At 65.5% G+C, this 23,020-nt stretch carries 23 protein-coding genes; all 23 read left to right on the top strand.

What is annotated here, in order from left to right:
- The first annotated feature begins 18 nt into the window (after window positions 1-18).
- Entirely contained in the window at window positions 19-447 is a 429-nt protein-coding gene (gspG, locus tag AC1VXC_RS02660; protein ID WP_313172429.1) for a type II secretion system major pseudopilin GspG, read from the top strand.
- 72 nt (window positions 448-519) lie between these two features.
- Window positions 520-966 carry a type II secretion system protein XpsH gene (gene xpsH, locus AC1VXC_RS02655; protein WP_313172658.1) on the top strand — a complete coding sequence of 149 codons (447 nt, stop codon included), beginning with the start codon at window positions 520-522 and terminating at the stop codon, window positions 964-966.
- On the top strand, window positions 963-1,355 hold the full coding sequence (xpsI, locus tag AC1VXC_RS02650; protein ID WP_313172427.1) for a type II secretion system protein XpsI: 393 nt from the start codon (window positions 963-965) through the stop codon (window positions 1,353-1,355). Before xpsH ends, xpsI begins: the two co-directional genes overlap by 4 nt.
- 17 nt (window positions 1,356-1,372) lie before the next feature.
- On the top strand, window positions 1,373-2,002 hold the full coding sequence (locus AC1VXC_RS02645; RefSeq protein WP_481538800.1) for a prepilin-type N-terminal cleavage/methylation domain-containing protein: 630 nt from the start codon (window positions 1,373-1,375) through the stop codon (window positions 2,000-2,002).
- A complete protein-coding gene (locus AC1VXC_RS02640; RefSeq protein ID WP_313493088.1) occupies window positions 1,999-2,853 on the top strand; it encodes a type II secretion system minor pseudopilin in 855 nt (284 codons plus the stop codon). Before AC1VXC_RS02645 ends, AC1VXC_RS02640 begins: the two co-directional genes overlap by 4 nt.
- Complete coding sequence (locus tag AC1VXC_RS02635) at window positions 2,850-3,977, top strand: PilN domain-containing protein (protein ID WP_313172423.1); 1,128 nt, start codon at window positions 2,850-2,852, stop codon at window positions 3,975-3,977. Before AC1VXC_RS02640 ends, AC1VXC_RS02635 begins: the two co-directional genes overlap by 4 nt.
- Window positions 3,952-4,560, top strand: a complete 609-nt coding sequence (gene gspM / locus AC1VXC_RS02630; protein ID WP_313172421.1) for a type II secretion system protein GspM — start codon at window positions 3,952-3,954, stop codon at window positions 4,558-4,560. The genes AC1VXC_RS02635 and gspM overlap by 26 nt, the downstream gene beginning before the upstream one ends.
- Entirely contained in the window at window positions 4,550-5,227 is a 678-nt protein-coding gene (locus tag AC1VXC_RS02625; protein WP_313172419.1) for a hypothetical protein, read from the top strand. Before gspM ends, AC1VXC_RS02625 begins: the two co-directional genes overlap by 11 nt.
- 9 nt (window positions 5,228-5,236) lie before the next feature.
- On the top strand, window positions 5,237-7,474 hold the full coding sequence (gene gspD / locus AC1VXC_RS02620) for a type II secretion system secretin GspD (protein ID WP_313172417.1): 2,238 nt from the start codon (window positions 5,237-5,239) through the stop codon (window positions 7,472-7,474).
- Window positions 7,471-8,340 (top strand): glycosyltransferase family 2 protein, encoded by an 870-nt coding sequence (locus AC1VXC_RS02615; protein WP_313172654.1) that lies wholly within the window; start codon window positions 7,471-7,473, stop codon window positions 8,338-8,340. Before gspD ends, AC1VXC_RS02615 begins: the two co-directional genes overlap by 4 nt.
- The gene (locus AC1VXC_RS02610) at window positions 8,337-9,170 is read left to right on the top strand and encodes a glycosyltransferase family 2 protein (RefSeq protein ID WP_313172415.1); all 834 of its coding nucleotides are present in this window, start codon (window positions 8,337-8,339) and stop codon (window positions 9,168-9,170) included. Before AC1VXC_RS02615 ends, AC1VXC_RS02610 begins: the two co-directional genes overlap by 4 nt.
- 244 nt (window positions 9,171-9,414) lie before the next feature.
- Window positions 9,415-10,584: a nicotinate phosphoribosyltransferase gene (gene pncB, locus AC1VXC_RS02605; RefSeq protein WP_313172413.1), complete on the top strand. Its 1,170-nt coding sequence runs from the start codon at window positions 9,415-9,417 to the stop codon at window positions 10,582-10,584.
- Between the two features lie 357 nt (window positions 10,585-10,941).
- On the top strand, window positions 10,942-12,312 hold the full coding sequence (locus AC1VXC_RS02600) for an undecaprenyl-phosphate glucose phosphotransferase (protein ID WP_313172411.1): 1,371 nt from the start codon (window positions 10,942-10,944) through the stop codon (window positions 12,310-12,312).
- Window positions 12,312-12,563 (top strand): glycosyltransferase family 2 protein, encoded by a 252-nt coding sequence (locus AC1VXC_RS02595; protein ID WP_482994994.1) that lies wholly within the window; start codon window positions 12,312-12,314, stop codon window positions 12,561-12,563. Before AC1VXC_RS02600 ends, AC1VXC_RS02595 begins: the two co-directional genes overlap by 1 nt.
- Window positions 12,564-12,568: 5 nt before the next feature.
- The gene (locus AC1VXC_RS02590; RefSeq protein WP_482994993.1) at window positions 12,569-13,237 is read left to right on the top strand and encodes a glycosyltransferase family 2 protein; all 669 of its coding nucleotides are present in this window, start codon (window positions 12,569-12,571) and stop codon (window positions 13,235-13,237) included.
- The gene (locus tag AC1VXC_RS02585; RefSeq protein WP_313172407.1) at window positions 13,234-14,019 is read left to right on the top strand and encodes a polysaccharide biosynthesis/export family protein; all 786 of its coding nucleotides are present in this window, start codon (window positions 13,234-13,236) and stop codon (window positions 14,017-14,019) included. Before AC1VXC_RS02590 ends, AC1VXC_RS02585 begins: the two co-directional genes overlap by 4 nt.
- On the top strand, window positions 14,016-15,998 hold the full coding sequence (locus tag AC1VXC_RS02580) for a GumC domain-containing protein (protein WP_481539123.1): 1,983 nt from the start codon (window positions 14,016-14,018) through the stop codon (window positions 15,996-15,998). The genes AC1VXC_RS02585 and AC1VXC_RS02580 overlap by 4 nt, the downstream gene beginning before the upstream one ends.
- Complete coding sequence (locus AC1VXC_RS02575; RefSeq protein ID WP_481539124.1) at window positions 15,999-17,165, top strand: glycosyltransferase; 1,167 nt, start codon at window positions 15,999-16,001, stop codon at window positions 17,163-17,165.
- A complete protein-coding gene (locus AC1VXC_RS02570; protein ID WP_481539125.1) occupies window positions 17,162-18,511 on the top strand; it encodes a glycoside hydrolase 5 family protein in 1,350 nt (449 codons plus the stop codon). The genes AC1VXC_RS02575 and AC1VXC_RS02570 overlap by 4 nt, the downstream gene beginning before the upstream one ends.
- A complete protein-coding gene (locus tag AC1VXC_RS02565; RefSeq protein WP_313493096.1) occupies window positions 18,511-19,713 on the top strand; it encodes a glycosyltransferase family 4 protein in 1,203 nt (400 codons plus the stop codon). Before AC1VXC_RS02570 ends, AC1VXC_RS02565 begins: the two co-directional genes overlap by 1 nt.
- A complete protein-coding gene (locus AC1VXC_RS02560; protein ID WP_481528011.1) occupies window positions 19,704-20,807 on the top strand; it encodes a glycosyltransferase family 4 protein in 1,104 nt (367 codons plus the stop codon). The genes AC1VXC_RS02565 and AC1VXC_RS02560 overlap by 10 nt, the downstream gene beginning before the upstream one ends.
- Window positions 20,804-22,201, top strand: a complete 1,398-nt coding sequence (locus tag AC1VXC_RS02555) for an O-antigen ligase family protein (protein WP_313493099.1) — start codon at window positions 20,804-20,806, stop codon at window positions 22,199-22,201. Before AC1VXC_RS02560 ends, AC1VXC_RS02555 begins: the two co-directional genes overlap by 4 nt.
- Entirely contained in the window at window positions 22,198-23,019 is an 822-nt protein-coding gene (locus tag AC1VXC_RS02550; RefSeq protein ID WP_313493101.1) for an acyltransferase, read from the top strand. The genes AC1VXC_RS02555 and AC1VXC_RS02550 overlap by 4 nt, the downstream gene beginning before the upstream one ends.
- Window position 23,020 lies beyond the last annotated feature (1 nt).

The following is a 23,020-nucleotide window of genomic DNA, read 5'->3' as shown; positions in this document are numbered from 1 at the left end:
TTCGGAAAGGAAGAAGAAATGAGGCGAACCCTGAAACAACCGCTGTCACGCGCACGCCAGGCCGGCATGAGCCTGTTGGAAATCATCATCGTCATCGTGCTGATCGGTGCGGTGCTGACCTTGGTGGGCAGCCGTGTGCTCGGCGGTGCCGACCGCGGCAAGGCCAACCTCGGCAAGACACAGATCCAGACCTTGGCCAGCAAGGTGGAGAACTACAAGCTCGACACCGGCCGCCTGCCGGGCAAGCTGGAGGATCTGGCCACCCAGCCCGCAGGTGTGGCGGGCTGGCTGGGACCGTACTCCAAACCGGCGGAGTTCAATGACCCGTGGGGCAATCCGGTGCAGTACCGGGTGCCAGGTGAAGGACGTCCGTTCGACCTGATCAGCCTGGGCGCCGATGGCCAGCCCGGTGGCGAAAGCTACAACGCCGACATCCGTTACGAATAAGCCTTGATGGTCGCGCCGCGTTCTCCACTTCCGTTTGCCACCGCGCGTACCGTACCCGCGCGGCATGGCGTGATGCTCGGCATGTCGTTGCTGGAGATGGTGCTGGTACTGGCGTTGGTGGCCGCGCTGGCGATGATGGCGGCCATGGCCATGAATGGCGGCATGGATGGCCTGCGCCTGCGTTCGGCGGGCAAGGCCCTGGCGGCCGAGCTGCGCTACACCCGCACCCGCGCGATCAGCACCGGCACCGTCCAGCAATTGCAGATCAATCCGGGCAGTCGGCGCTGGCAGGGTGCGGATGGTCATCATGGAGAGCTGCCGCAGGCGCTGACGGTGCGCTTCACCGGCGCTGGCCAATTGCAGACGCGCAGGGATGAAGGCGTCATACGCTTCTTTGAAGATGGCGCCTCCAGTGGTGGCCGTATCGAACTGCGCGCAGGCAAGGCGGTGTGGCGCATCGACGTGGCGTGGATCACCGGCGAGGTCAAGGCCGGTCCGCTGCACGAGGGCGCCGGATGAGGCGTCAGCGCGGTTACTCGCTGATTGAAGTGATTGTCGCCTTCGCGTTGTTGGCCTTGGCGATGACACTGCTGCTGGGCAGTCTGTCCGGCGCCGCACGCCAGGTCAGCTTGGCCGATGGCTATGGTCGTGCCGCCCTGCATGCGCAATCGCTGCTGGCGGTTGCCGGGGTTGAAGCGCCGCTGCAGGCGGGTCGTCAGCAGGGCGAGTGGGAGCAGGGCCGCTACCACTGGAACCTGCAGGTTTCGCCGTACGTTGAGCCGCGCCAGCAACAGTCGCGGCTGTGGTTGCTGGACCTGCAGGTGCGCTGGGGTGACAGCGCGCAGGAACAGCTGCGTTGGCGCACGCTGCGCCTGCGTGGCAACGCGCCGCTGGAGGCGCAGCCGTGAGACATCCACCCCTGCGAATGCGTGCCCGCGGCTTCACCCTGATCGAGGTGTTGCTGGCGACGGTGCTGCTGGCAGCCGGCATGGCGCTGGCATTTGCCGCGGTGCGTTCCACCCTGGCCATCAGCAGTCGTGGTGAGGCGATTGCCAGTGGCAACGAGCGCATGCGTGCGGTCGAGGGCTTCCTGCGCAGGCGGCTGGTCTCGGCGATGCCGTTGCCGCTGCAACGTGATGCGCTGAGTGGCAATGCCAGCGTGTTCACTGGCACGCCACAGCAGCTGCGATTCGTGGCCAATGTACCGGACTATCTGGGCCGGGGTGGCCCCTACCTGCACACGCTCGAGGTCAGTGGCAGCGGTGACAGTCAGGAGCTGAGGATTGGCCTGACCCTGCTGCAGAACGGAGAGTTGCTGGAAGAAAATCCTCCGCGCGGCAGCGAACTGCTGGCGGAGGATCTCAAGCAGGTCAAGCTGCGTTATCGCGGTACCGATCCGAACACCGGTGCAATGGGGCGTTGGCAGGACAGCTGGGATTCGCCCGGGCGCATGCCGGCCTTGGTCGCCATCGAGATCACCCCGGCGCGCGGCGGCGCGTGGCCGCCGCTGGTGGTTGCGCTGCCGCAGCATGGCGTCGCCGGGAGCTGGCGATGACGATGCGCGGCGCGGCCCTGGTGCTGGTGCTGTGGGTGGTGGCCTTGCTGGCCACCACCATTGCGGCGTTCGCGATGACGGCGCGGGTCGAGCATCTGCAGGGACGGGTCAGCGGCGACCTGGCCGGTGGTGAACAGGTGGCCCATGCCGGCATCGATTACGCGTTGTCGCGCATGCGAGCCACGCCGACCCAGCCCAGCTGGCACGCTGACGGGCGCCCTTATCGCTGGCAGTTCGACGGTCATGCAGTGACGCTTCGGATCGTTGATGAGACCGGCAAGGTCGATCTGAACCAGGCTGACCTGAACCTGCTGCAAGCGCTGTTGCGTGCGCTCAATGTGGCCCCTGACAAGGCCGCCCGGCTGGCTGGCGCCATCGTTGACTGGCGCGACGTCGATGCGTTGCTGCAGGTCTCGGGCGGCGCGGAAACCGCGGATTACCAGGCCGCCGGACTGCCCTATGGTGCCAAGAACGCGCCATTTGACAGTGTCAGCGAGGTGCAGCGCGTGCTCGGTATGGAGCCCGCACTTTATGCACAGTTGGCTCCCTTGCTGACGGTTTACGGTAGCGGGCGGCCCAGCCCGCGTTTCGCGCCCGCACCGGTATTGACCGCCATGGGGATGGATGCGGCGCTGATCATGGCGCAGCGTGAGCGTGCAGACGGCGGTGCCGGGATGGGCGAAACTTCCCCCACGGGAGGTGACAGCGGCACTTATAGTGTGGAAAGCACGGTGCAGCTGGTGGCCGAGCGGCAAGCGGTCATCCGCGCCGTGGTACGTCTTAATCCCGGTGCGATGGCCGGTGCACCGTATACGGTGCTGCAGTGGGAACAGGGAGCGATGTCCAGATGACGGGGTTGCGTGAACGACTGGGGCTGGCGACTGCGCGCATCGTGCCGGGTGCCGGTGGCTTCTGGGCATGGTGGACGCAGGGCTTGCTGGCATGGCTGCCGGCACGTTGGCGGAGCCTGCTCGGGGTATCGGACGCGCGCCTGCTGCTGGACGTTGCCGATGCCCAGTTGCGGGTGTCTCTACTGCAGGGTGGGCAGCAACAGCTGCTGCAGACCTTGCCCGCTGGCGCGGTACCCACTGCGGTCGAAGCGGCGTTGCCGCCGCGCATGCTGGGCCTGCCACGCCACGCGTTGTTGCCAGCCCGTGCGGTGCTGCGCAAGCCCCTGCGCATGCCGGCCGCGGCCGAGGCACGCCTGCGCGAAGTAGTGGGCTTCGAGATAGACCGGCAGACCCCGTTCAGCGCCGCCCAGGTGTATTACGACGTACGCCTGCTGCAGCGCCGCGAAGACGGGCAGTTGGATGTCGAACTGGTGGTCGCGCCGCGACCGCTGGTCGAGGCGTTGCTGGGCCAGGCAGAAGCCTGGAAGCAGCAACTCGACGGCGTGGACGCGGTCGATGCACAGGCCCAGCCGCTGGGCGTGAACCTGTTGCCACCGGCAATGCGCAGGCAACGCCATGACCCGATGCGGCGGCTCAACCGACTGTTGTTGATCGCCGGTATGGTGATGGTGGTGCTGGCGGCATGGCAGTTGCTCGACAACCGCCGTGCTGCGGCCGCGCAGTTGTCGGCGCAGGTGGATGCCGCCGCGGTGCGCGCACGCGCGGTGGCCACGCAGCGGCAGCAGTTGCAGGATCTGGTCGATGGACATCAGTTTTTCACCGCGCAGCGCGCCGAGCAGGCTTCGGCCACTGAGATCATCAACGAACTCAGCCTGCGCCTGGGCGATGACACCTCGCTGGAGAAACTCTCCATCGAAGGCGGTCGCATGCAATTGATCGGCATGAGCAGCAGTGCCTCATCGCTGGTCTCCAAGCTGGAAGGTTCCAGGCTGTGGAAGACCCCGTCATTGACCGGCGTGCTGCAGGCCGGCCAGGGCGCCGCGCGGGAGCGCTTCACCTTGACCGCGGAACTGCGTGGGCCCAACCCGGAGGCTGCCGATGGCAACGCACCGCGCGCACCGTGACCGTTGGCTGGCCCTGGCGCTGTTGTTGGCCGTCGTGGCCGTGGTCTGCCTGTTGGTGGTGCAACCGCTGTGGATCCGGCCGATGCAGGCGGTGGAGGCCGAGATCGCGGCCTTGCAGGAGCGCCAGCAGCGCATTGGCCTCCAGCTGCGGCAGGCACCGCAGGTCGCGCAACGGCTGCAGCAGGCACAACAGGCCTTGGCCGACCAGCCCGGCTTCATGGCGGAGAATTCGGTGGAGCTGGCGACCTCCAAGCTGGTGCAGCGACTGGAAGAGGCCGCGCGCCTGGCCAGCCCGGACCAGCGCAGTTGCGCGATCAGTGATCGTTCGCCACTGCCGGCCGACAACAGTGGCCGCTTCCCGCGGGTTGCGGTGCAGGCACGGCTGCGCTGTGGCATGAATGAATGGATGAGCGTGCTGCAGACACTGGAGACCGGCACGCCGCAACTGCGCGTGGATCGGCTCGATATCCTGTCCGCGGGCCTGGGCGAAGGGGGGGGCGGCCTGGATGTGAGTTTCGAACTCAGTGGCTATCTGCGCCCCGGCGTGGTCGCGCCAACGGCGGAGGTTGCCAATGCGCAATGACGTAGCAGGTCTGCGCACCTGGTTGCTGGGCGCGTTCGCGGCCTGGGCACTGCTGGTATGGGCAGCATGCCTGTTCGGCCTGGGTAGCAGGATTGGCGGCACCGCTACCGTGCTGGAGGTGCCGCCCTTGCCGGCGGTGCCGCAAGCAGCGCGGCTGGCGGTTGCAGACAATGCCGAAGCCTTGAACCGTCCTCTGTTTGCCAGCGATCGGCGCCCGCACCCATTCTTCATCGGCGAAGCGGGTGAGCCGGCAGCGGCCAGTGTGCGCTTGACCGGCGTCTTGATGACGCCAGGTTTGGACATGGCCACCTTGACCACGGAGCAGGGCAAGTCGTTGCGCCTGCGTCTGGGTGGCGAGGTACAGGAGGGTTGGCAGTTGCTGTCGCTGCAGCCGCGCAGCGCAGTGGTCAGCGGGCCGGCCGGCACGTTGAATCTGGAGTTGCAGGTATTCAGTGGCGGGCCGAGGCCACCCGTTGACGCTGCGGGCGTGCCTGCCGCAACCGCCGCGCAGGCGACTGCTGCAAACGTCAGCGTGCCACCGCCGCCAGCAGCCGACCCGGTGACGCCTTCGGCAGACCAGATCAAGGCGATCCGCGATCGCATCCAGGCCCGCCGTCGGCAGGCACAACAAAATCAGAACGGCAGCTCCGGCCGCCAGAACCCGTAGAGTGAGCGTATGACATCACGCATAGTTGCAGTCAGCCTGCTGATCGGTGCCCTGAGTGGCTGCGTTACCACGCCGGCACCGGACATCCGTCGCAATGCTGCGACGGATACCAGTACGCCGGCACCCGGTGAGGCAGCGCGCACCAGTCCGCTCGGCGCCGAAGATGCCCCCAAGGCCGATGATGTCCAGGGCAGGGCGGTGATCCGTCGTGGCAACGGCACGGTGATCAACCGCGCGGCTGCCTCGGCTCCGGCTCCTGCCCTGACCGCCGCTGGCAATGGCACGGCGGTGTTCAACTTCGAGGGCGAGTCGGTACAGGCGGTCACCAAGGCCATCCTCGGTGACATGCTCGGCCAGAACTACGTCATCGCCCCGACCGTGCAGGGCACGGTAACCCTGGCCACGCCCAAGCCGGTGTCGCCGGCGCAGGCGCTGAACCTGCTGGAGATGGTGCTGGGCTGGAACAACGCCCGGCTGATCTACAGCGGCGGTCGCTACAACGTGGTGCCGGCCGATCAGGCGCTGGCAGGCACGGTCGCGCCGAGCACTGCACCGGCTTCGGCCGCACGTGGTTATGAGGTGCGGGTGGTGCCGCTGCAGTACATCTCGGCCAGCGAGATGAAAAAGGTGCTGGAACCTTATGCGCGGCCCAACGCGATCGTCGGCGTCGACGGCTCACGCAATGTCATCACCCTGGGGGGCACCCGTACCGAACTGGAAAACTACCTGCGCACGGTCGAGATCTTCGACGTGGATTGGCTGTCGGGCATGTCGGTGGGCGTTTTCCCGATCCAGTCCGGGCGTGCCTCGCAGGTGGCCAGTGATCTTGAGAAGGTATTTGGCGAAGCCAGCAAGACACCCAGTGCCGGCATGTTCCGCTTCATGCCGCTGGACAACGCCAATGCGGTACTGGTGATCACCCCGCAGGCGCGTTACCTGGACCAGATCCAGCAATGGCTGGACCGCATCGACAGTGCCGGCGGCAGCGCCCGTCTGTTCTCCTATGAGCTGAAGTACATCAAGGCCAAGGACCTGGCGGACCGCTTGGCCGAAGTGTTTGGGGCTGGCAGTGGTTCGCGTGGCGGCGAGAATGGTGGCGCTTCGCTGGCCCCGGGGGCCAGTGCAGTCAGCCTGCAAGGCGGGGGCACCGTCGATCCATCGGCCAGCGCCGACGACAACCTCGGTGACGGCGGCGGTTCGTTCGGTAAAAGCGATGGCGTGGGCGGTGCTAGCGGCAGCAGCGGCATGGGCGAGGGCATGGCCTTGCCGCAGCGCAGCTCGGGCAATGGCAGCGTGACCCTGGAAGTGGAAGGCGACCGCGTCGGTGTTTCCGCCGTCGAGGAAACCAATGCCTTGTTGGTGCGCAGCACGCCGCAGGCATGGCGTTCAATCCGCGAAGTGGTGGAAAAACTCGATGTGATGCCGATGCAGGTGCATATCGAGGCGCAGGTAGCCGAGGTCGCCTTGAGCGGCGACCTGAGCTATGGCGTCAACTGGTACTTCGAACAGGCGGTCAACGCCGCCGTCGACAAGGGCGGCGCCGGCCTGCCGTCAGCCCTCGGGCGCGGCATCTGGGGTGATATCGCTGGCTCGTTGATTCCTGGTGACGGCAAAGGGGGCGGCGGGCTGAGCTGGACCTTCCTCGGCAAGAACGCCGCCGCGGTGATCACCGCATTGGACCAGGTCACGGATGTCCGCCTGCTGCAGACCCCGTCGCTGTTCGTGCGCAACAACGCGGTGGCCACTTTGAACGTGGGCAGCAAGATTCCGGTGTACTCGGTGTCGGTATCGGGCATCAGCGACAACCAGTACTCGCAGGTGCAGTACCTGGAAACCGGCACCATCCTCAAGGTGCGTCCACGTGTCACCCGTGACGGCATGGTGTTCCTGGACATCGTGCAGGAAGTCAGCTCGCCTGAAGGTGAGCCTGATGACAACGGCAACGTACGCATCAACACCCGCCGCATGAAGACCGAAGCGGCGGTCAATGCCGGCGACACGGTGATGCTGGCCGGCCTGATCGAGGACAGTGCCATCAAGGGTTCTTCCGGCTTGCCCGGCTTGAGCCGGCTACCGGTGATCGGTGGCCTGTTCGGGCGCAAGACCCAAAGCAGCCGACGCAGCGAAGTAATCGTGCTGCTGACCCCGACCATCGTTCGCAATCCGCAGGAAGCACGCAATCTCACCGACGAGTACGGCAGCAAGTTCCGTGCGCTGGATCCAATCAACGCCCCGAAGGGCCGCTGAGCATGACGCTGCCCGTCATCCTGCTGCCGGTGGGGGTGGACGACGCGGCGCTTGATGCCTGCCTGGCGGCATTGGAGAAGCACACGCCGGCCGGAACGCCGGTGTGGCTGGCCGACGATGGCCAGAGCGGCCCGCGCGGGCAGGTGGTGATCGAGCACTGGCTTGCCAGCACCCGGCTGCAGGCCGAGTACACGCGGCGCCCGCGCGCGATTGGTGAGGCGGCGCATCTGGACGAGATGCTCAAGGCCTGTGGCGACGCCGATGTGGCGGTGCTGGCGCCGGATGCCTTGCCGATGGCCGGTTGGTTGCAGCAACTCAGTGATTGCCTGGCGCGTGATGCCTCCATTGCCACCGCCACGCCGTGGAGCAACGCCGGCGAAGCGGTGTCGTGGCCGCGTGCGGGCGAACTCAATCCCTTGCCTGCCGATCCGGCGCGGCTGCTGCAGGCCTTGGCGATGATGCCCTTGTTGCAGCCCGAGCTGCCTTCGGCGGTCACCCATGCGGTATTGATACGCGGCAGTGCGCGACGCCGTGCCGGCGGCCTGGATATCCACAGTTACGGCTCCTGGTATGCGGCCCTGGTGGACCTGAGCCTGCGCATGAGTGGCCTGGGCTGGCGCAACGTGCTGTGTGACAACGCCTTCGTCGGCCGCCAGGGCGAGGGCCGGCCGGCCGAAGGCGACATGGAAGTGTTGGCCAACCGCTGGCCGGTATGGACGGCGCGCCTGGCCGCGTTTCTGATGAACGACCCGCTGCATGCGCACCGGCGGCAACTGCAGCAGTTGTGCGAGCAGGCGATAATGCCGCAAGCCCAGCCCGACCTGTTCGACGCCTGTGGTTCCCTTCCAGGCGCGGAGCCGGTGTGAGCGATTCGATTGCAGTAGTGGTGGTCAGTTACGAGAGTGCGAGTACGCTGGATGAGTGCCTGCAGCGGCTGCGTGCGGCCGAGGGTGTGGCCGAGATCCGGGTGGTGGACAATGACTCACGTGACGGCTCGGTGGCCATCGCACAACGCCATGCCCTGGCTGATGCGCGGGTGCGTTTCATCGCCAATCCGGATAACCCCGGTTTCGCCACCGCCTGCAACCAGGGGGCATACGCGTCCCATATGCCGTGGCTGGCCTTCGTCAATCCGGACCTGATGGTAGAACCGCAGACCTTGTCGCAGTTGCGCGACCTTGGCCGATCGCTGGGCGATTGCCTGCTCGGCGTGGAGCAGGTGGACGAGGACGGCGTCGCTGACCCGGCGGTACGCCGCCGCGATCCGGATTTCGCCGCGATGCTGCGCCGCCCCGGTGCCGGTTCGCGGCTGGCGGTGGAGGTGGACCATTCCACGGCATTGCAGCAGGTGCAGGCCTTGTCGGGTGCCTTGTTGTTGATGCCGCGATCATTGTTCGATCGCCTGCAAGGTTGGGATGCTGGCTACCGGCTGCATGCCGAAGACCTGGATCTGTGCCGTCGTGCGCGCCAGGCCGGTGCGGTGGTGGCCATTGCCAATGATTTGCAGGTGGTGCATGTGCGTGGGGTCTCCAGCCGCTCGCGGCCATTCTTCGTGGAATGGCACAAGCATCGTGGCCTGTGGCGTTACTTCCGCAAGTTTGAAGCCAGCCAGCGCAGCCTGCCGGTGAGGGCAGGGGTGTGGTGTGCGATTTGGGCGCATGCGGCGTTGCAGGTGCCGCGGCTGTTGCTGAAGTAGATTCGTTCCCTGGGCTGGTGGGGCTCGAAGAGCACCCCTCCCCAACCCTCCCCCTGCGCGGGGCGCAAGGGAGGGGGCAGGACCGTGCATTGCTCCCTCCCTTTGGCGTAGCCAAGGGGAGGGTTGGGGAGGGGGGCTCTTCGAGAAGACGCCATCAGCCCTAAGCCCCTTGCCCGCCACAGACCATGAACAAGCCTCCGCGCCAGCCTGAATCCGAGCCGCCAGCCAGCGCATAATGCGGGACATGATCATCCAATCCCTGCTCGACACCGACCTCTACAAGTTCACGATGATGCAGGCGGTACTGCACCAGTACCCGGGCGCCATCGTCCAGTACCGGTTCAAATGCCGTACGCCGGGGATTGACCTGGCCGCGCATCTGGATGAGATCAGTGCCGAGATCGATCATCTGTGCAGCCTGCGTTTCACCGTGGACGAGCTGGAATACATGCGCCGGCTGCGCTTCGTGAAGCCGGATTTCGCCGACTTCCTCGGCCTGTTCCACCTGGACCGCAAGTACATCGATCTGCGCGCATCGGAAACCGTGCCCGGCGAGATCGAGCTGGATATCACCGGCCCGTGGCTGCACACCATCATGTTCGAAGTGCCGCTGCTGGCGATCATCAACGAGGTCTGGTTCCGCAATACCAGCAGCGCGGATTTCGCCGAGGGCGAACGTCGCCTGCAGGCCAAGACCGCCCTGCTGCGCGACACCCCCGGCTTCGAGAACTGCCGTATCGCCGACTACGGCAGTCGCCGCCGTTACTCGCGGCAGTGGCACGGCACGATGCTGCCGTTGCTGCGCGATGCGTTGGGCTCCCAGTTTGTCGGTACCAGCAACGTCTATTTCGCGCGCATGTACGGCATGACCCCGCATGGCACGATGGCGCATGAGTACCTGCAGGCCTTCCAGGCACTGGGTCCGCGCCTGCGCGATTCGCAGGTGGCCGCGCTGGAGTCGTGGGCGCGCGAGTACCGCGGCGACCTGGGGATCGCCTTGTCGGACGTGGTCGGGCTGGATGCCTTCCTGCGCGATTTCGACATGTACTTCTGCAAGCTGTTCGACGGCGTGCGCCACGATTCCGGCGACCCGTTCAGCTGGGGCGACCGCATGCTGGCGCATTTCAAGGCCAACCGGGTCGACCCGACCAGCAAGGTGCTGGTCTTCAGCGACGGCTTGAACATCGAGAAGGTGATGCAGCTGTATGACTACTTCCGTGGGCGCTGCCAGGTCGCCTTCGGTGTGGGCACCCATCTGACCAACGATCTGGGGCCGACGCCGCTGAACATCGTCATCAAGATGGTCCGCTGCAACGGCCAGCCGGTTGCCAAGCTCAGTGATTCGCCGGGCAAGAGCATGTGCGATGACCCCGGCTATCTGTCCTATCTGCGGCAGGTCTTCGAGCTCCAGTAAGCGTCAAATATCTGTCACTTCGTCTTGACAACTGCGGTTGCTTCCTTAACGCAGCGCATCACTGTGCCTATACCCCTATAAACGTGAGTGCCATCACGTTATTGTATTGCCCATGGAACAGATGACCAGGTACAGCCGTACTCGTCGTTGAATGGGTTCGGCGGTTGTCTGCAGGGGGGCAGGTGGCTCACAGGGTCAAGCCAGTGGCGTCGCGTTGTAGGCGATCACGTCGGTTTGCGCCTGTGTGTGCTTGTTTGGTTCGCATCAGCACAAGTGTCCGGCGTCTTAATGCGTTTACCGTTCTCAGATGCACTGTTTGCAAATACACGTCCGATAGTGATGCGCTGGTCGCGTCTGATGGCACGTATTTTCCACTTCTGCGCCGCGGTTTCGCCTGCGGCGCTGGTGCTGTTGCTGATGGGGGTACACGACGGCAGCCTGATACGCACCTACGGTGTGTTGGCCTTGCTGGCGGGCCTGCTGACCATCCTGGTATTCACCGCCTTCGGCATGTACGGGCGCGAGATGTTCAGCAACCGCGTGCTGATCCGCTCCACCATCGTCGCCTGGTCGGCCAGCTTCGGCCTGGTATTGCTGTTGCATACCGTGTTCCGGGTGATTGCCTACCTGCCGGTCAAGATGGCGGTGCTCTGGTACCTGACGACCCTGTTGCTGCTGGTGGTGGGGCGGCTGCTGATGCTGGCGTTCTTCCAGCGGCGTATCCGTGAAGGGCACTTCGTTGGTCGCTCGGTCATCCTCGGTGCGACCGAGAACGGCAGCCGGCTTGCGCAGCACATGCAGCAGAACGTGGACATCGCCAGCGGCCTGTTGGGCTTCATCGATGACCGCAGCCCGGACCGCATCGCCTCGCACCTGCGCCCGCAGCTGATAGGCAATTTCGCACTGCTCGAGCAGCTGATCCGCAACAACGAAGTGGACCAGGTATTGATGGCGTTGCCGGCGGCCGCCGAAGGCCGCAACCACCACTATGTGGAGCTGCTCAGGAAGATGCCGGTGCAGGTCTTCCTGGTGCCGGAGATGCAGGCTTTCAACTTCGCCCTACCGCGGGTGGCGGATATCTCCGACGTGCCGATGCTGGTGGTGTCCGAGCCACCATTGAAGGGTTGGGCCCCGGCCTACAAGCGCGCCGAGGATGTGGTGCTGGCCAGCCTGGCGTTGCTGCTGCTGGCACCGCTGATGCTGCTGGTCGCGCTTGCCATCAAGCTGGATTCGCGCGGTCCGGTGCTGTTCCGGCAGCGTCGCTATGGCTACAACCACCAGCTGATCGAGGTCTACAAGTTCCGCTCCATGTTCCATGATCAGCGCGACATGGATGCGCAGACCCAGACCCGCGCCGGCGATCCGCGGGTGACCCGGGTTGGCCGCTTCATCCGCAAGAGCAGCATCGATGAGTTGCCACAGTTGTTCAATGTACTGGCCGGCAGCATGTCGATGGTCGGGCCGCGCCCGCACGCCACCGCCACCAAGGCGGCGGACATCCTGTTCGAAGAGGCCGTGGCCAACTACGTGGCACGGCACAAGGTGAAGCCGGGTATCACCGGGCTTGCACAGGTGCATGGCTATCGCGGCGAGACCGATACGGTCGAGAAGCTGCAGAAGCGCGTGGAGTACGACCTGGCCTATATCGAGAACTGGTCGCTGGGCCTGGATGCCTTCATCCTGCTGCGTACCTTGCCGGCCGTGTTGTCGATGAAGGCGGCGTACTGATGGCCAAGCCGCGTGTTGCCCTGATCATTCCAGTGCGGAACGGCGAAGCGCATATGGCGCGGATGCTGCCGGCGCTGCGTGCACAGTCGCTGCAGCCGGACGAGCTGCTGGTGATCGACAGTGCCTCCACCGACGGCGGCGTTGCGCGCTGGCGCGAGTTCGGTGCGCGGGTCGTGGAGATCGACCCGGCCACGTTCAATCACGGCGGCACCCGCCGCCTGGCCGCCAGCCTGGTCACCCCGATGTGCTGATCTACATGACCCAGGATGCGATCCCGGTGCCGCCCAACGCATTGCAGGCGCTGGTGGATGGCGTATACGCCGCCGAAGACGTGGGGGTGGCCTACGGCCGGCAGATTCCGCACCCGGAGGCTGGCGTGCTGGCGCGGCATGCGCGCGCCTTCAACTATCCCGCGCAGGGGCGCATCAAGCGCCGCGGCGACGCCGCCGAGCTTGGGATCAAGACCTGCTTCAGTTCTGACGCGTTCTGCGCCTACCGAGCCGATGTCCTGCACGAGGTGGGCGGATTTCCAGAGGATGTGATCGGCACCGAGGACACCCATGTCGCAGCGCGGATGCTGCTGGCAGGCTGGGCGGTGCATTACGTGGCCGATGCCGAGGCCTGGCACTCGCATGACTACAGCGTCGTGGAGGAGCTCCGGCGCTACTTCGATATCGGCGTGTTCTATTCACGTGAGCGCTGGATACGGCAGAACTTCGGTGGTGCTGGGGGCGAGGGTGGGCGCTTCGTCCGGTCCGAATTGCGCGCGCTGCGCACGGCCGGTGCGGTTGGCGCCATACCCGGCGCGTTGCTGCGTACGGCTGCAAAGTTCATTGGTTACCGTCTGGGGCACATGGAGCGGCATCTGCCGTTGCGCCTGAAGCGGAATATTGGAATGTTTACCGGCTACTGGAGGCAATCATGAAGCCCTTGCGATTGGCGCTGCCGGCGCTGCTTACCCTGTTGTTCACCGCCTGCGCGATGTCCAATGTCGTCCAGTTGCCTGCCGGCAAGGTGGTACGCGAGCGCCAGATCAGCAATTTCAGCCCGGAGCAGCTGCCCAAGCCGGTACTCAAGGTGCATACCGGTGATGTGCTGCGGATCGTGCGAGACGCACAGACCCCGGCCGAGAAGGACGAGGCAACGCTGTACCGGGTCCGCCCCGATGGCAGCATCGCCTATCCGTTCATCGGCATCGTCAAGGCCGGCGGACGCACGCCGGAGGCGATCGGTGAAGAGATCAGCCAACGGCTTGATGCGATCTACCGCGAGCCGCGGGTGACGATCAATATCGCCGAGGCACCTGGCAGCCGGGTCTATGTCGGCGGCGCGGTGCGCAACCCGGGGACCTTCGACCTGATGTCGGCGGTGACCGTGCCGCAGGCCATCACCGCGACCGGTGGCGTGCTGCCAACCGCTGACAGCCATCATGTTGCATTGGTGCGGCAGGATGACGAAGGCGTGCAGCAGGTGTATTTCTTCGACTATGCCGCCCTGCTCAGCCCGGCCACCAACGGCCAGCCAGGGGTGCAACTGCAGCGCGGCGACCTGGTGTTCGTGCCCAGCTCGCGGATTGGCAATGCCATCCAGCGCGTGGACATGTACGTGGGCCAGTTGCTGATGTTCCGCGGCTTCGGTGCCTCGGCCAACTACCAGATCAATGAGCCGTCCTATCGGATCAATACCCCCACCGGGAGCGTGCCGTGATCGAAGTCCGTAGCCTTCGCGACGCCTTGCGTCTGCTGTTCATCTTTGCCCGCGAGTTCCGTTTGACCCTGCTGGTCACGATCGCGGTGGTGGTGGCCGGTGCCTTCCTGCTGCCCAATCGCTACGTGTCCGATGCGCGCCTGCTGGTCAAGCCAACGCAGAGTGCCAGCGTGCAGTTGCCGGTGCAGCCAGGCCCCGAATCGGGCTTCGTGCAGCAGAGTCCGCAGCGCGATCCACTGCTGGATGAGGAGAAGATGGCGACCAGCGCACCGGTCATGCTGAAGGTCGCCAAGGCCTATCTGGCAATGTCATCGGTGCCGCCGCAGGGTGGCTGGGCGCGGTTCAAGTTCCATATGGGCAAGGCGGCGGCCTGGTGCAAGGAACTTGTCCGTGATGTGTTCGTGGGCGTGGGCCTGATGGACACGGCGCCGCCGGAAGACAGGTTGGCGGCACGCCTGGCCAAACGCCTGGCGGTAAGCCATGACCCGGGCTCGAACGTGATGGAAATGCGCGTGACATGGGGTGACCCGCATGTCGCGCAGGGCATTTCGCGCGCCTGGGTGGACGCCTATTTCGATGAGCGCGCCAATGCCGCCGGCGGCGATGCGCTGTTTGATTTTTACCAGCAGCAGAACACCGAGCTCAACGACACCATCGTCAAGCTGAAGCAGCAGCTGCGTGATCGACTGCGTGTCATCGATGCCACCAGCGTCGAGCAGCGCATCGAAGATGTGACCGATCAACTGCAGAAGCTCTATCGGCAACGCCGTGAGTTGCAGGCCGAGCGCGAATCCCTGCTCGGCATTCTCGGTGCGGCCGGGCGGCAGTTGCCGGCCGTTGCCGGCGAGGTGGTGACCGAGCGCGAGATCAGCCTGAACCCTGCGCGCGAAGACCTGAAGCTGAAGTTGAATGGACTCAAGCAGCAGCGCCTGGATCTGCTGCGCAACTTCAAGGAAGGCGCACCACCGGTGCGTGCACTGGACGAGAGCATTGCCGGGCTGGAGGCCGAGATCGCCGCGGTCAACGACAATGTCGTGCGTTCGCGCAATGTCGCCCCCAATGCACTGGGAACGCGCCTGCGCCAGGACATGCAGGATGCGCGCATCAACGTTGCCAAGATCGATGCCAACATTGCCGAGATCGACCAACAGTTGAAGCAGCTGCAGGCCTCACGCGAAGAAGTGATGGCCGCCGAGCCATCGCTGTCACGCCTGAGCCTGGAGTTGAGCTCGGCCGAAAAGACGTTTGCGCAGTACTCGGACTATCTGCTGCGCGCGCGCGTCATCCGTGACTTGAACCGCAACCGGCTCAGCAATGTGGCGTTGGTCGGTGAGTCGAGCTTCACCCCGTCGCGGGTGTTCCCGAAGAGCATGTTGATGCTGCTGCTGACCCTGCCGGTGGCGCTGGTCGTTGCCCTGGTGGTGGTGTTCCTGCTGTACCTGATGGACCAGCGCATCCATGATGGTGGTCGCATCGAGAGGACCTTCAACGTTCCGCTGCTGGCCACCGTGCCGGAGGTAGAGCGTGATCAGGACACTTCGCAGGCCCTGCGCGCCGCCTTGTACCGTATCTATTGCCGCTTGCCGTTGGAGCAGATCGCCGAACGTGGCCTGTCGGTGGGCTTGACCTCCAGCCGCTCCGGCGAGGGTGTCAGCTTCATTGCCTCCCGCCTGGCCATCGTGCTCCGGCAGCAGGGCTATACGGTGCGCGACGGCCAGCTGCCGGCGCAGCCAGGTGAGCTGGTGATCGTGCAGGCACCGCCCTTGAGCGATGAGCATGCGCTGATCGAGCTGCGTGGCTGTGAGCGCATCATCCTGGTTGTGCAGGCACGCAGCACCACCGTTCCGGCGGTGGAGAGCGCCCTGGCCTTGCTGCGCGATGCGCTGGGACGTGTCGATGGCATCGTGCTCAATCGCCGCGTATTCGAGATCCCGGCCAGGTTCTGGAAGCCGATCAGCCGTTGGCTCGGAGCGTACTGAGTGAAAGTTGCGCTGCTCGCACCCTTGCCGCCGTTGCAGAACGGCATCGCCGACTACGCGCAGGCGTGGATGCAGGCGCTGCGTGGCGCGGGCGTGGAAGTGCGGGTGCCGCCGCAGCGTGCAGATGGCAGCTGGGACACCGACGACATGCAGTTCTGGCCGCACGTGGATATCGTGCATGCGCAGCTCGGCGGCGGACGCGGCCCGGAGTTTCTGGCACTGGAACAGCTGCGCGCGCGCTGGCCGCGGTTGGCGACCAGCGCAACGGTGCATGATCCGGAGCGGTTGGTGTGGCGGTCACCGGAGCCGGCCCGCGGCATGACCCGCCGCATCGCCGGCTGGCCGCGACCGCTGCCACAACTGCTGGCGCTGGCGCAGGACCGCGGCACGCTGGCCCGTGAGCGCCATCTGGCGGCGGAGCTGGACGCGATGGTCGCCTTGACCCGCAGCGGTGGCGCCTGTCTCGTCGAGAGGATGCAGGTTGCAGCGGACAAGGTGCACTTCATCGCGCACGGCAATCCGCTGTTCGCGCCTGCCGAACTGCCCGCGGACGAGGTGCTGAAGCTGCTGTATTTCGGCTTCATCTATCCTGGCAAGGGCATCGAGGACCTGTTTGATGCCGTGGCCGCCGTACTTCGCCTGCGGCCACAGGCACGGTTTTCCTTGACCATGGCCGGCGGCTCATCGCCCGAGCTGGCGTTTGGCAGCCGCGGCAACTACCTGTCGCAGTTGCGTGACCTGGCCAACGGGCTGGGTATCGCCGAGCGGATCGAATGGCAGCTCGACCTGCCCGCCGAGCGCATCCTGCAGTGCGTGCAGGCCCATCACGTGATGGTGTTGCCTTATCGCGATTCCAGGAAGCTGGCCCTGCTGGGGCGGATGCGTGGCACCAGCGGTGCGCTGTCCTGGGCCAATGCCAGTGGACGCGGGGTGATTGCTTCCGATGCGCGTGCGTTTGCCGAAGAGGTTTCGTATGGCAATGGCGTGGTATTCGCGCAAGGTCGGAGCGAAGCCCTGGCCGGGCGCATGATTGCACTGCTGGACGATCCTGCGCAGGCGCGCAACTGGGCAATGGCGGCGGCCGCGTTGGGAACGCAACGCCAGTGGACGAAGATCGCCGACGAATTTGCGGCATTGTTTGCCGCGGTGGTGGAGCGTAAGCGATGAAGGGAGCGGGTTTGTTCAAGACACGGCTGATGCGGCTTTTGGCTTCCGTGCTGCTGGTTGCGTCATTGCTCTGGGGCGTTACCGCCTGCGCCAAGGGCGAACGGCCGGCGCTGGAGCTGGTGCCGCCGCGACCGCTGCTGTGGTCCGACTATCTGGGCGTCAATGCGCACTTCCTGTGGTTTGAGCCCGCGCAGTACCGCAAACAGATGGATCAGCTGCAGGCGCTGGGCCTGCAGTGGGTGCGGGTGGACCTGCACTGGGACACCATCGAACCGCGGCAAGGTCAGCTCCGCTGGGATGTGCTGGATCCGCTGATGGCGGAGATCAAGCGGCGCGGCCTGAAGGCCGAGGTGTATCTGGTCGGTTCCGCGCCGCATGCGACCTCCGCGCCGGCGGGCAGTCCCAACCCGGATCAATATCCGCCGCGGGACCCGAAGCTCTATGCACGTGCGCTGGTGCAACTGGCACAGCGTTACCCCGAGGTCGCCGCGTGGCAGGTCTGGAACGAACCCAACCTGCCGGCGTTCTGGCAACCCCGCGAAGACCCCGCGGCCTACGGCCAGCTGCTGCTGACCACGGTGGAAGCCATGCGCCGCGAGGCGCCGGGGCGCCGGATCGTGTTGGGTGGCATGGGGTACTTCAGCCAGATGCCGACCCGCGGCGGCGCGCTGATGGTCGAAGCATTGGCCAAGGGCGGCTTGTTTTCGCTGGATGTGATCACTGCCTATCACCCGTACTCGCTGTATCCGGAGGGGGACGATGCGCACGCGCTGGACTTCGTGCAGCGCGCCCGGCAAGGCAACGCGTCGCTGCGCGCGGCCGGCGCGCGTGACATCTGGGCCGATGAGTGGGGCTGGTCCAGCTATGCCGGGCCCAAGGAAGAGCAGCCGATCATCGGCGCGCAGGGGCAGGCCGACTTCGTCACCCGCCGCCTGGCCCTGATGAGTGCGCTGGATTACGACAAGATTTTCCTGTTCGCCCTGAGTGACCTGGATCAACGTGCAGGTGCACGCGATCGCCGTTATGGCCTGCTCGACGAGGCGGGTGACGCCAAGCCGGTCTACAACGCCGTGCAGCGGCTGTTGCAGATCACCGGGCCGCGTCTGGTCCCGGGCAAGGCGCCAGTATTCACCGGTGATACGCCGGGCATGATCAGCATTGGCTGGGAGCGCCCGGACGGCCGTCGGCTTTGGTTGTTCTGGGGCGCGCAACCCGGGCAGGTACAGGTCAATGGCCTCAAGCAGGCGGTGCTGCACGATGTATTGAGCGGCGCGCACAAGGAGATCGGCAGCGGCGATGCAGTCAACGTGCCGGTGTCGACATCACTGTCGGTGTTGGAGTGGTGATGCGACCGCTGCGCATCCTGTGGATCCTGCCTTACCTGCCCTGGCCGACCACCAGTGGCGGCAAGCTGCGCCAGTACCATCTGCTGCGTTGCCTGGCCGCGCGTGGCCACCGCATCACCTTGCTGGTGCAAAGCAAGGTACCGCTGGATGCCGCCACCCAGGCACAGCTGGAGCCGTTGCTGGAACGCCTGATCGTGCTGGAGCGGCGACCGCTGCGGTCACTGCGGACGATGCTTGCCGGATTGCTGTCGCCGATACCGCTGCTGGCCTCGGTCAACGGCCATGCGCCGGCTTTCAGTCGGACATTGGCGCAGTTGCTGCAGCAGTCCTGGGATGTCGTGCAGTTGGAACACTCCTATATGTTCGAGCCGTGCCGGCAACCGCTGCAGCACTACCCACGCGGCTTTCTGCTCAGCGAACACAACGTGGAATCCACGCTGGCCGAGGTGACCTACAGCCGATTGCCGGCGTTGTTCAGGCCTCTGGCGCGCTTGGATCGCTGGCGCTACCAGCGCTGGGAGCGGCAGGTCGTGGGTGCCGCACGCAAGGTGGTGGCCTTGACCGAGGGCGATGCGAAGGCGCTGGCGGCCTATAGCCGGCAAGCGATCGCAGTGGTCGTCAACGGCACCGACACCGAGGCGTTCTCCGATGTTTCGGCCGATCCTGCGGCCGGCCGGATCCTGTTCGTCGGCAACTTCGAATACGCGCCCAATATCGATGCGGTGGAGTGGCTGCTGGACGAGATCATGCCTGCGGTCTGGGCGGCGGCACCGGCTACACGGCTTTGCCTGTGTGGCTACGCCCTGCCGACGCAGTGGGCCAGGCGGTGGCCGGACCCACGCATCGAGTGGCGCGGTTTCGTGCCCAGCCTGCAGCCGGTACAGGCCAAGAGCAGCCTGTTCCTGGCCGCGTTGCGCGATGGCGGCGGCTCCAAGCTCAAGGTGCTGGAAGCCATGGCGGCCGGCTTGCCGCTGGTTGCCACGCCGCAGGCGGTATCCGGACTGGATGTGCAGCGTGGTACGCATTACCAGGGCGGAGCGGATGCGGCTGCGCTGATCGCAGCGGTGCTGCAGGTGTTGGCCGATCCGGCGTTGGCGCAGGCGACCGGCGAGGCGGGGCGGGACTACGTGCGCGCGCAACACGATTGGCAGCGCTCGGCCGACCAGTTGGAAGCGGTATACGCGGAGCTGACATGCGCGTAGGCATCGATTACCGACCGGTGACCGCCGCGCCGCATTCGGGCATTGCCCGCCAGGTGCTGGCGCTGGAACAGGCACTGTTGGCCGAAGGCTGCGAGGTGCTGCGTTTCAGCATGGCAGCGGACGGGCATCCGCACCGCCAACTGGCGATCTGCCCACCGGGCCCGGTGGCGGGCAACGGGCTGCATCGTCCGCGTGCGCGGCTGGCATTCGAGCTGGGCTTCCTGCCGACTGCGTTGCGGCAGCAGCGGATCGATCTGTATATCGCCACCGCCAACAGCGGCTTGCCGTTGCGCCGTCCCTCGACGCTGCGCAGGCAGGTCGTGCTGCTGCACGATGTGTTCCAGCTGACCTTGCCAGGCCGTCATGCCAGTGGCTTGCATCGTCTGGTCTATGGCGGCATGGATCGCTTCCTGATCGGGCATGCGGTGCGCGCTGCCGATGCGATCTGGACACCTTCGCAGTTCAGTGCCGGCGAGCTTGCGCGGTTGTACCCGCGCGCGCAGCCGCGGACCTCGGTACTACCCAATGCGGTGCCGCCGTTGGCCATGCCTGCCACGGCAGCGGATACCGACTTGCCCGCGCGCTACTGGCTGGTGGTGGGCACCCGTGAGCCACGCAAGAACATTCCCTTCCTGTTGCAGCAGTGGAATGCGTTGCGCCAGGAGGGCCATGCACTGCCGGACCTTGTGCTGGTCGGTGATCGCGCCGACGTAGACACGGCACAGGCAGGGCTGGCAGGGCTGCACTGGCGTGCAGGGCTTAGTGATGCGGCATTGTCGCGCCTGTATCACGATGCCGAGCGCCTGCTGCATCCGGCGACCGCCGAGGGCTTCGGCTTGCCGGTGATCGAAGCGCTGGGCTGCGGTACTCCCGTTGCGGTGGCCACTGGCAGCGCGCTGGATGAGATCACGCCAGCACAATCGCTGCGTTTCGACCCGCGCGAGGTGTCATCGCTGCGCAACGCATTGCTGGTTGCGGCGGAGGGGCGGGGCGGGCAGGAAACAGCGGATGTCCTGATCAAGGCGGCACAGCGTTTTGGCGCCGGACCATATCGGCAGCGCGTCGCGCAGCTGCTGCGGGAGGTGCTGCAATGAGGCTGGGCAGCACCGTCGCCGTGGTTTGCGGCCTGCTGTTCGGCAGCCTGCTGCTGTTTCTGCCGCCATCAAAGTTCTTCGTGGTGCTGATGGGGCTGCCGGCCGCCCTGGTGGTGTTGCGCTGGCCGGTGGTCGGGCTGTCCCTGTTCGCGCTGGTGGCCACCTTCATGCCATTCAGTACCCTGCAGGTGGGTTTCCGTTTCACCCTGGCCGAGGCGATGCTCGGGCTCACCTGGGCCGGGGTTGCGTTGCAGCTGTTCTTCCAGCGCCTGGAGCGGCCACAGTGGGGCAACGTCGAGCGGGGCATGTTGCTGTTGATGGCCTTCAGCGTGCTGCCGTTCCTGGTAGGCCAGGTCACGGTGGTGGCCGATGGCAATGGACCCGTCAACTGGGTGCGCTGGCTGGCCAATTTGTCCTTGCTGCTGCTCGCCCCGTTGATGTTGTCGCAGGAAAAACAGCGCGAGCAGCTGATGCTGATGCTGTTGCTGGGCAACCTGGCGATGTTGCTGCTGTCGCTGGGCATGTTCGTGAAGTCACGCAGCGCACTGGACATGATCCCGGTGCTGGAGAAGATGCGCTATGCGCACCCGGAAGCCTTGCTGGACATCTTCAGTGCCGAGAACGCGCGCCTGGGTTCGCCGTGGGTGCATCCCAACCTGACCGGCGGCGCGATGGCCATGTTCGTGCCGCTGGCCGCGTTCTACGGGCTGTATCAACATGGCTGGCGTCGCGTGTTGGGAGCAGCGGTGGCTGTGCTTGGCGGGGCGGCACTGCTGCTGAGCAGCTCGCGCGGCGCGATCCTCGCCATCGGTGTGGTGCTGCTGTGGTTGTCATGGCTACGGGTGCCGTACGCACGGGCGATGGTCCTGGCGGGCATCCTCCTGGGCGGCGTATTGACCCTGACCTATGCACCACTGCAGGACCGACTGGCAACCATGTTCTCCTCCGACAACGCCAGTACCGAAGTGCGCGTGGACGAGTACAAGCGCTTCCCCGAAGCGGTGGCGCGTTATCCCCTGGGCATAGGCTTCCGCACCGAACCGCCGGTTCCTGGCAGCGGATTGCTGGGTATCTCCAACCTGTGGCTCTACTACATGTACAAGCTGGGCCTGCTCGGCATGCTGCTGTACTGCGTGGTGACCTGGCGCTGGTGGCGACAGGTGCGGCCGCAGGGCAAGGTGCTGACGGTGGATCGGCGCAACGGGCTGTGGATGGGCTGCACGACGGCGCTTGTGGCGGCCTTGCTGACCGGGCTGATCGATCACTACTACAGTTTCACCATGGTGCTGGTTGCCTTGTTCTGGTTGGTGATGGGGCTGGGGCTGCAGAGTGCCGCCGCCGTTCCAGCGGGCAGCCCTGGCCAGCCCTTATCGAGTTTGAGGAAGCAACAATGAGACATCGTATCTTTCATTCCGTGGACCTGCGTGCGCGCCTGGGCGATTACGCTGCGCGCATGGGCGTCGAACCAGCTGCGTTGAACGAGGCCTATGACTGGTTGCTGGCCAACGAAGGCGTGTTCGAGGAAGTCAGTGGTGATCAGCTGCGGGTGTCGATCTGCTCGGTCGATATCGAAGCGCAGCTGCAGCACCCACTGGGCAAGCAGCTCTATCACGTGCTGAAAACCGAGGTGCCGGCGCAGTTGGTGCCGCGCTATGGCATCAATTGGCCGACCTTCAAGGACCGCTGCCTGCGCCTGTGGGAGCAGATCTACAACATCGCCATCAACAAGGTGCCTTTCCACTGGGTGCGCTTGACCTGGTTGCGCATCGGTGGAGCCAGGATTGGTGAGGGTTCCACCATCTGGCGCAATACCGAGGTGCTGGGCGTCAATAATCTGGTGATCGGCAAGGACAGCGTGATTGCCTGGCATTGCCAGATCGACGCGCGCGCCGGGCTGCGCATCGGCGACCATGTGGCGGTGGCATCGCACGTACTGATCATTGCCGGCTCACATGATCTGACAGCGCCGGAATTCTGGTCGGTGTCGGCACCGATCGTCATCGAAGACTATGTGTGGATCGCCAGCCGCGCCTTGATCGCGCATGGTGCGCACCTGGGCCAGGGCTGCGTGATCACCGCCAATACGGTGGTGGCCAAGGAGGTGCCGCCATACAAGATCATTGGTGGCACCGGTGCCAAACCCATGGGCGAGCGCCCGCACAACCTGTCCTATCGGGTAGGCGGCAAGAACATCCTGACCCTGTTGCACTGAG

The sequence above is a fragment of the Stenotrophomonas sp. STEN033 genome (assembly GCF_056856655.1).
Note: the sequence above shows the minus strand (reverse complement) of the source record. Positions and strands in the feature narration are given on the sequence as shown.

Excerpts from the sequence above, each read along its gene's own strand:
- gspG (WP_313172429.1), top strand. The coding sequence starts at position 19 with ATGAGGCGAACCCTGAAACAACCGCTGTCACGCGCACGCCAGGCCGGC.
- xpsH (WP_313172658.1), top strand. The coding sequence starts at position 520 with ATGCTCGGCATGTCGTTGCTGGAGATGGTGCTGGTACTGGCGTTGGTG.
- xpsI (WP_313172427.1), top strand. The coding sequence starts at position 963 with ATGAGGCGTCAGCGCGGTTACTCGCTGATTGAAGTGATTGTCGCCTTC.
- AC1VXC_RS02645 (WP_481538800.1), top strand. The coding sequence starts at position 1,373 with ATGCGTGCCCGCGGCTTCACCCTGATCGAGGTGTTGCTGGCGACGGTG.
- AC1VXC_RS02640 (WP_313493088.1), top strand. The coding sequence starts at position 1,999 with ATGACGATGCGCGGCGCGGCCCTGGTGCTGGTGCTGTGGGTGGTGGCC.
- AC1VXC_RS02635 (WP_313172423.1), top strand. The coding sequence starts at position 2,850 with ATGACGGGGTTGCGTGAACGACTGGGGCTGGCGACTGCGCGCATCGTG.
- gspM (WP_313172421.1), top strand. The coding sequence starts at position 3,952 with ATGGCAACGCACCGCGCGCACCGTGACCGTTGGCTGGCCCTGGCGCTG.
- AC1VXC_RS02625 (WP_313172419.1), top strand. The coding sequence starts at position 4,550 with ATGCGCAATGACGTAGCAGGTCTGCGCACCTGGTTGCTGGGCGCGTTC.
- gspD (WP_313172417.1), top strand. The coding sequence starts at position 5,237 with ATGACATCACGCATAGTTGCAGTCAGCCTGCTGATCGGTGCCCTGAGT.
- pncB (WP_313172413.1), top strand. The coding sequence starts at position 9,415 with ATGATCATCCAATCCCTGCTCGACACCGACCTCTACAAGTTCACGATG.
- AC1VXC_RS02600 (WP_313172411.1), top strand. The coding sequence starts at position 10,942 with ATGGCACGTATTTTCCACTTCTGCGCCGCGGTTTCGCCTGCGGCGCTG.
- AC1VXC_RS02595 (WP_482994994.1), top strand. The coding sequence starts at position 12,312 with ATGGCCAAGCCGCGTGTTGCCCTGATCATTCCAGTGCGGAACGGCGAA.
- AC1VXC_RS02590 (WP_482994993.1), top strand. The coding sequence starts at position 12,569 with ATGACCCAGGATGCGATCCCGGTGCCGCCCAACGCATTGCAGGCGCTG.
- AC1VXC_RS02585 (WP_313172407.1), top strand. The coding sequence starts at position 13,234 with ATGAAGCCCTTGCGATTGGCGCTGCCGGCGCTGCTTACCCTGTTGTTC.
- AC1VXC_RS02570 (WP_481539125.1), top strand. The coding sequence starts at position 17,162 with ATGAAGGGAGCGGGTTTGTTCAAGACACGGCTGATGCGGCTTTTGGCT.
- AC1VXC_RS02565 (WP_313493096.1), top strand. The coding sequence starts at position 18,511 with ATGCGACCGCTGCGCATCCTGTGGATCCTGCCTTACCTGCCCTGGCCG.
- AC1VXC_RS02560 (WP_481528011.1), top strand. The coding sequence starts at position 19,704 with ATGCGCGTAGGCATCGATTACCGACCGGTGACCGCCGCGCCGCATTCG.
- AC1VXC_RS02555 (WP_313493099.1), top strand. The coding sequence starts at position 20,804 with ATGAGGCTGGGCAGCACCGTCGCCGTGGTTTGCGGCCTGCTGTTCGGC.
- AC1VXC_RS02550 (WP_313493101.1), top strand. The coding sequence starts at position 22,198 with ATGAGACATCGTATCTTTCATTCCGTGGACCTGCGTGCGCGCCTGGGC.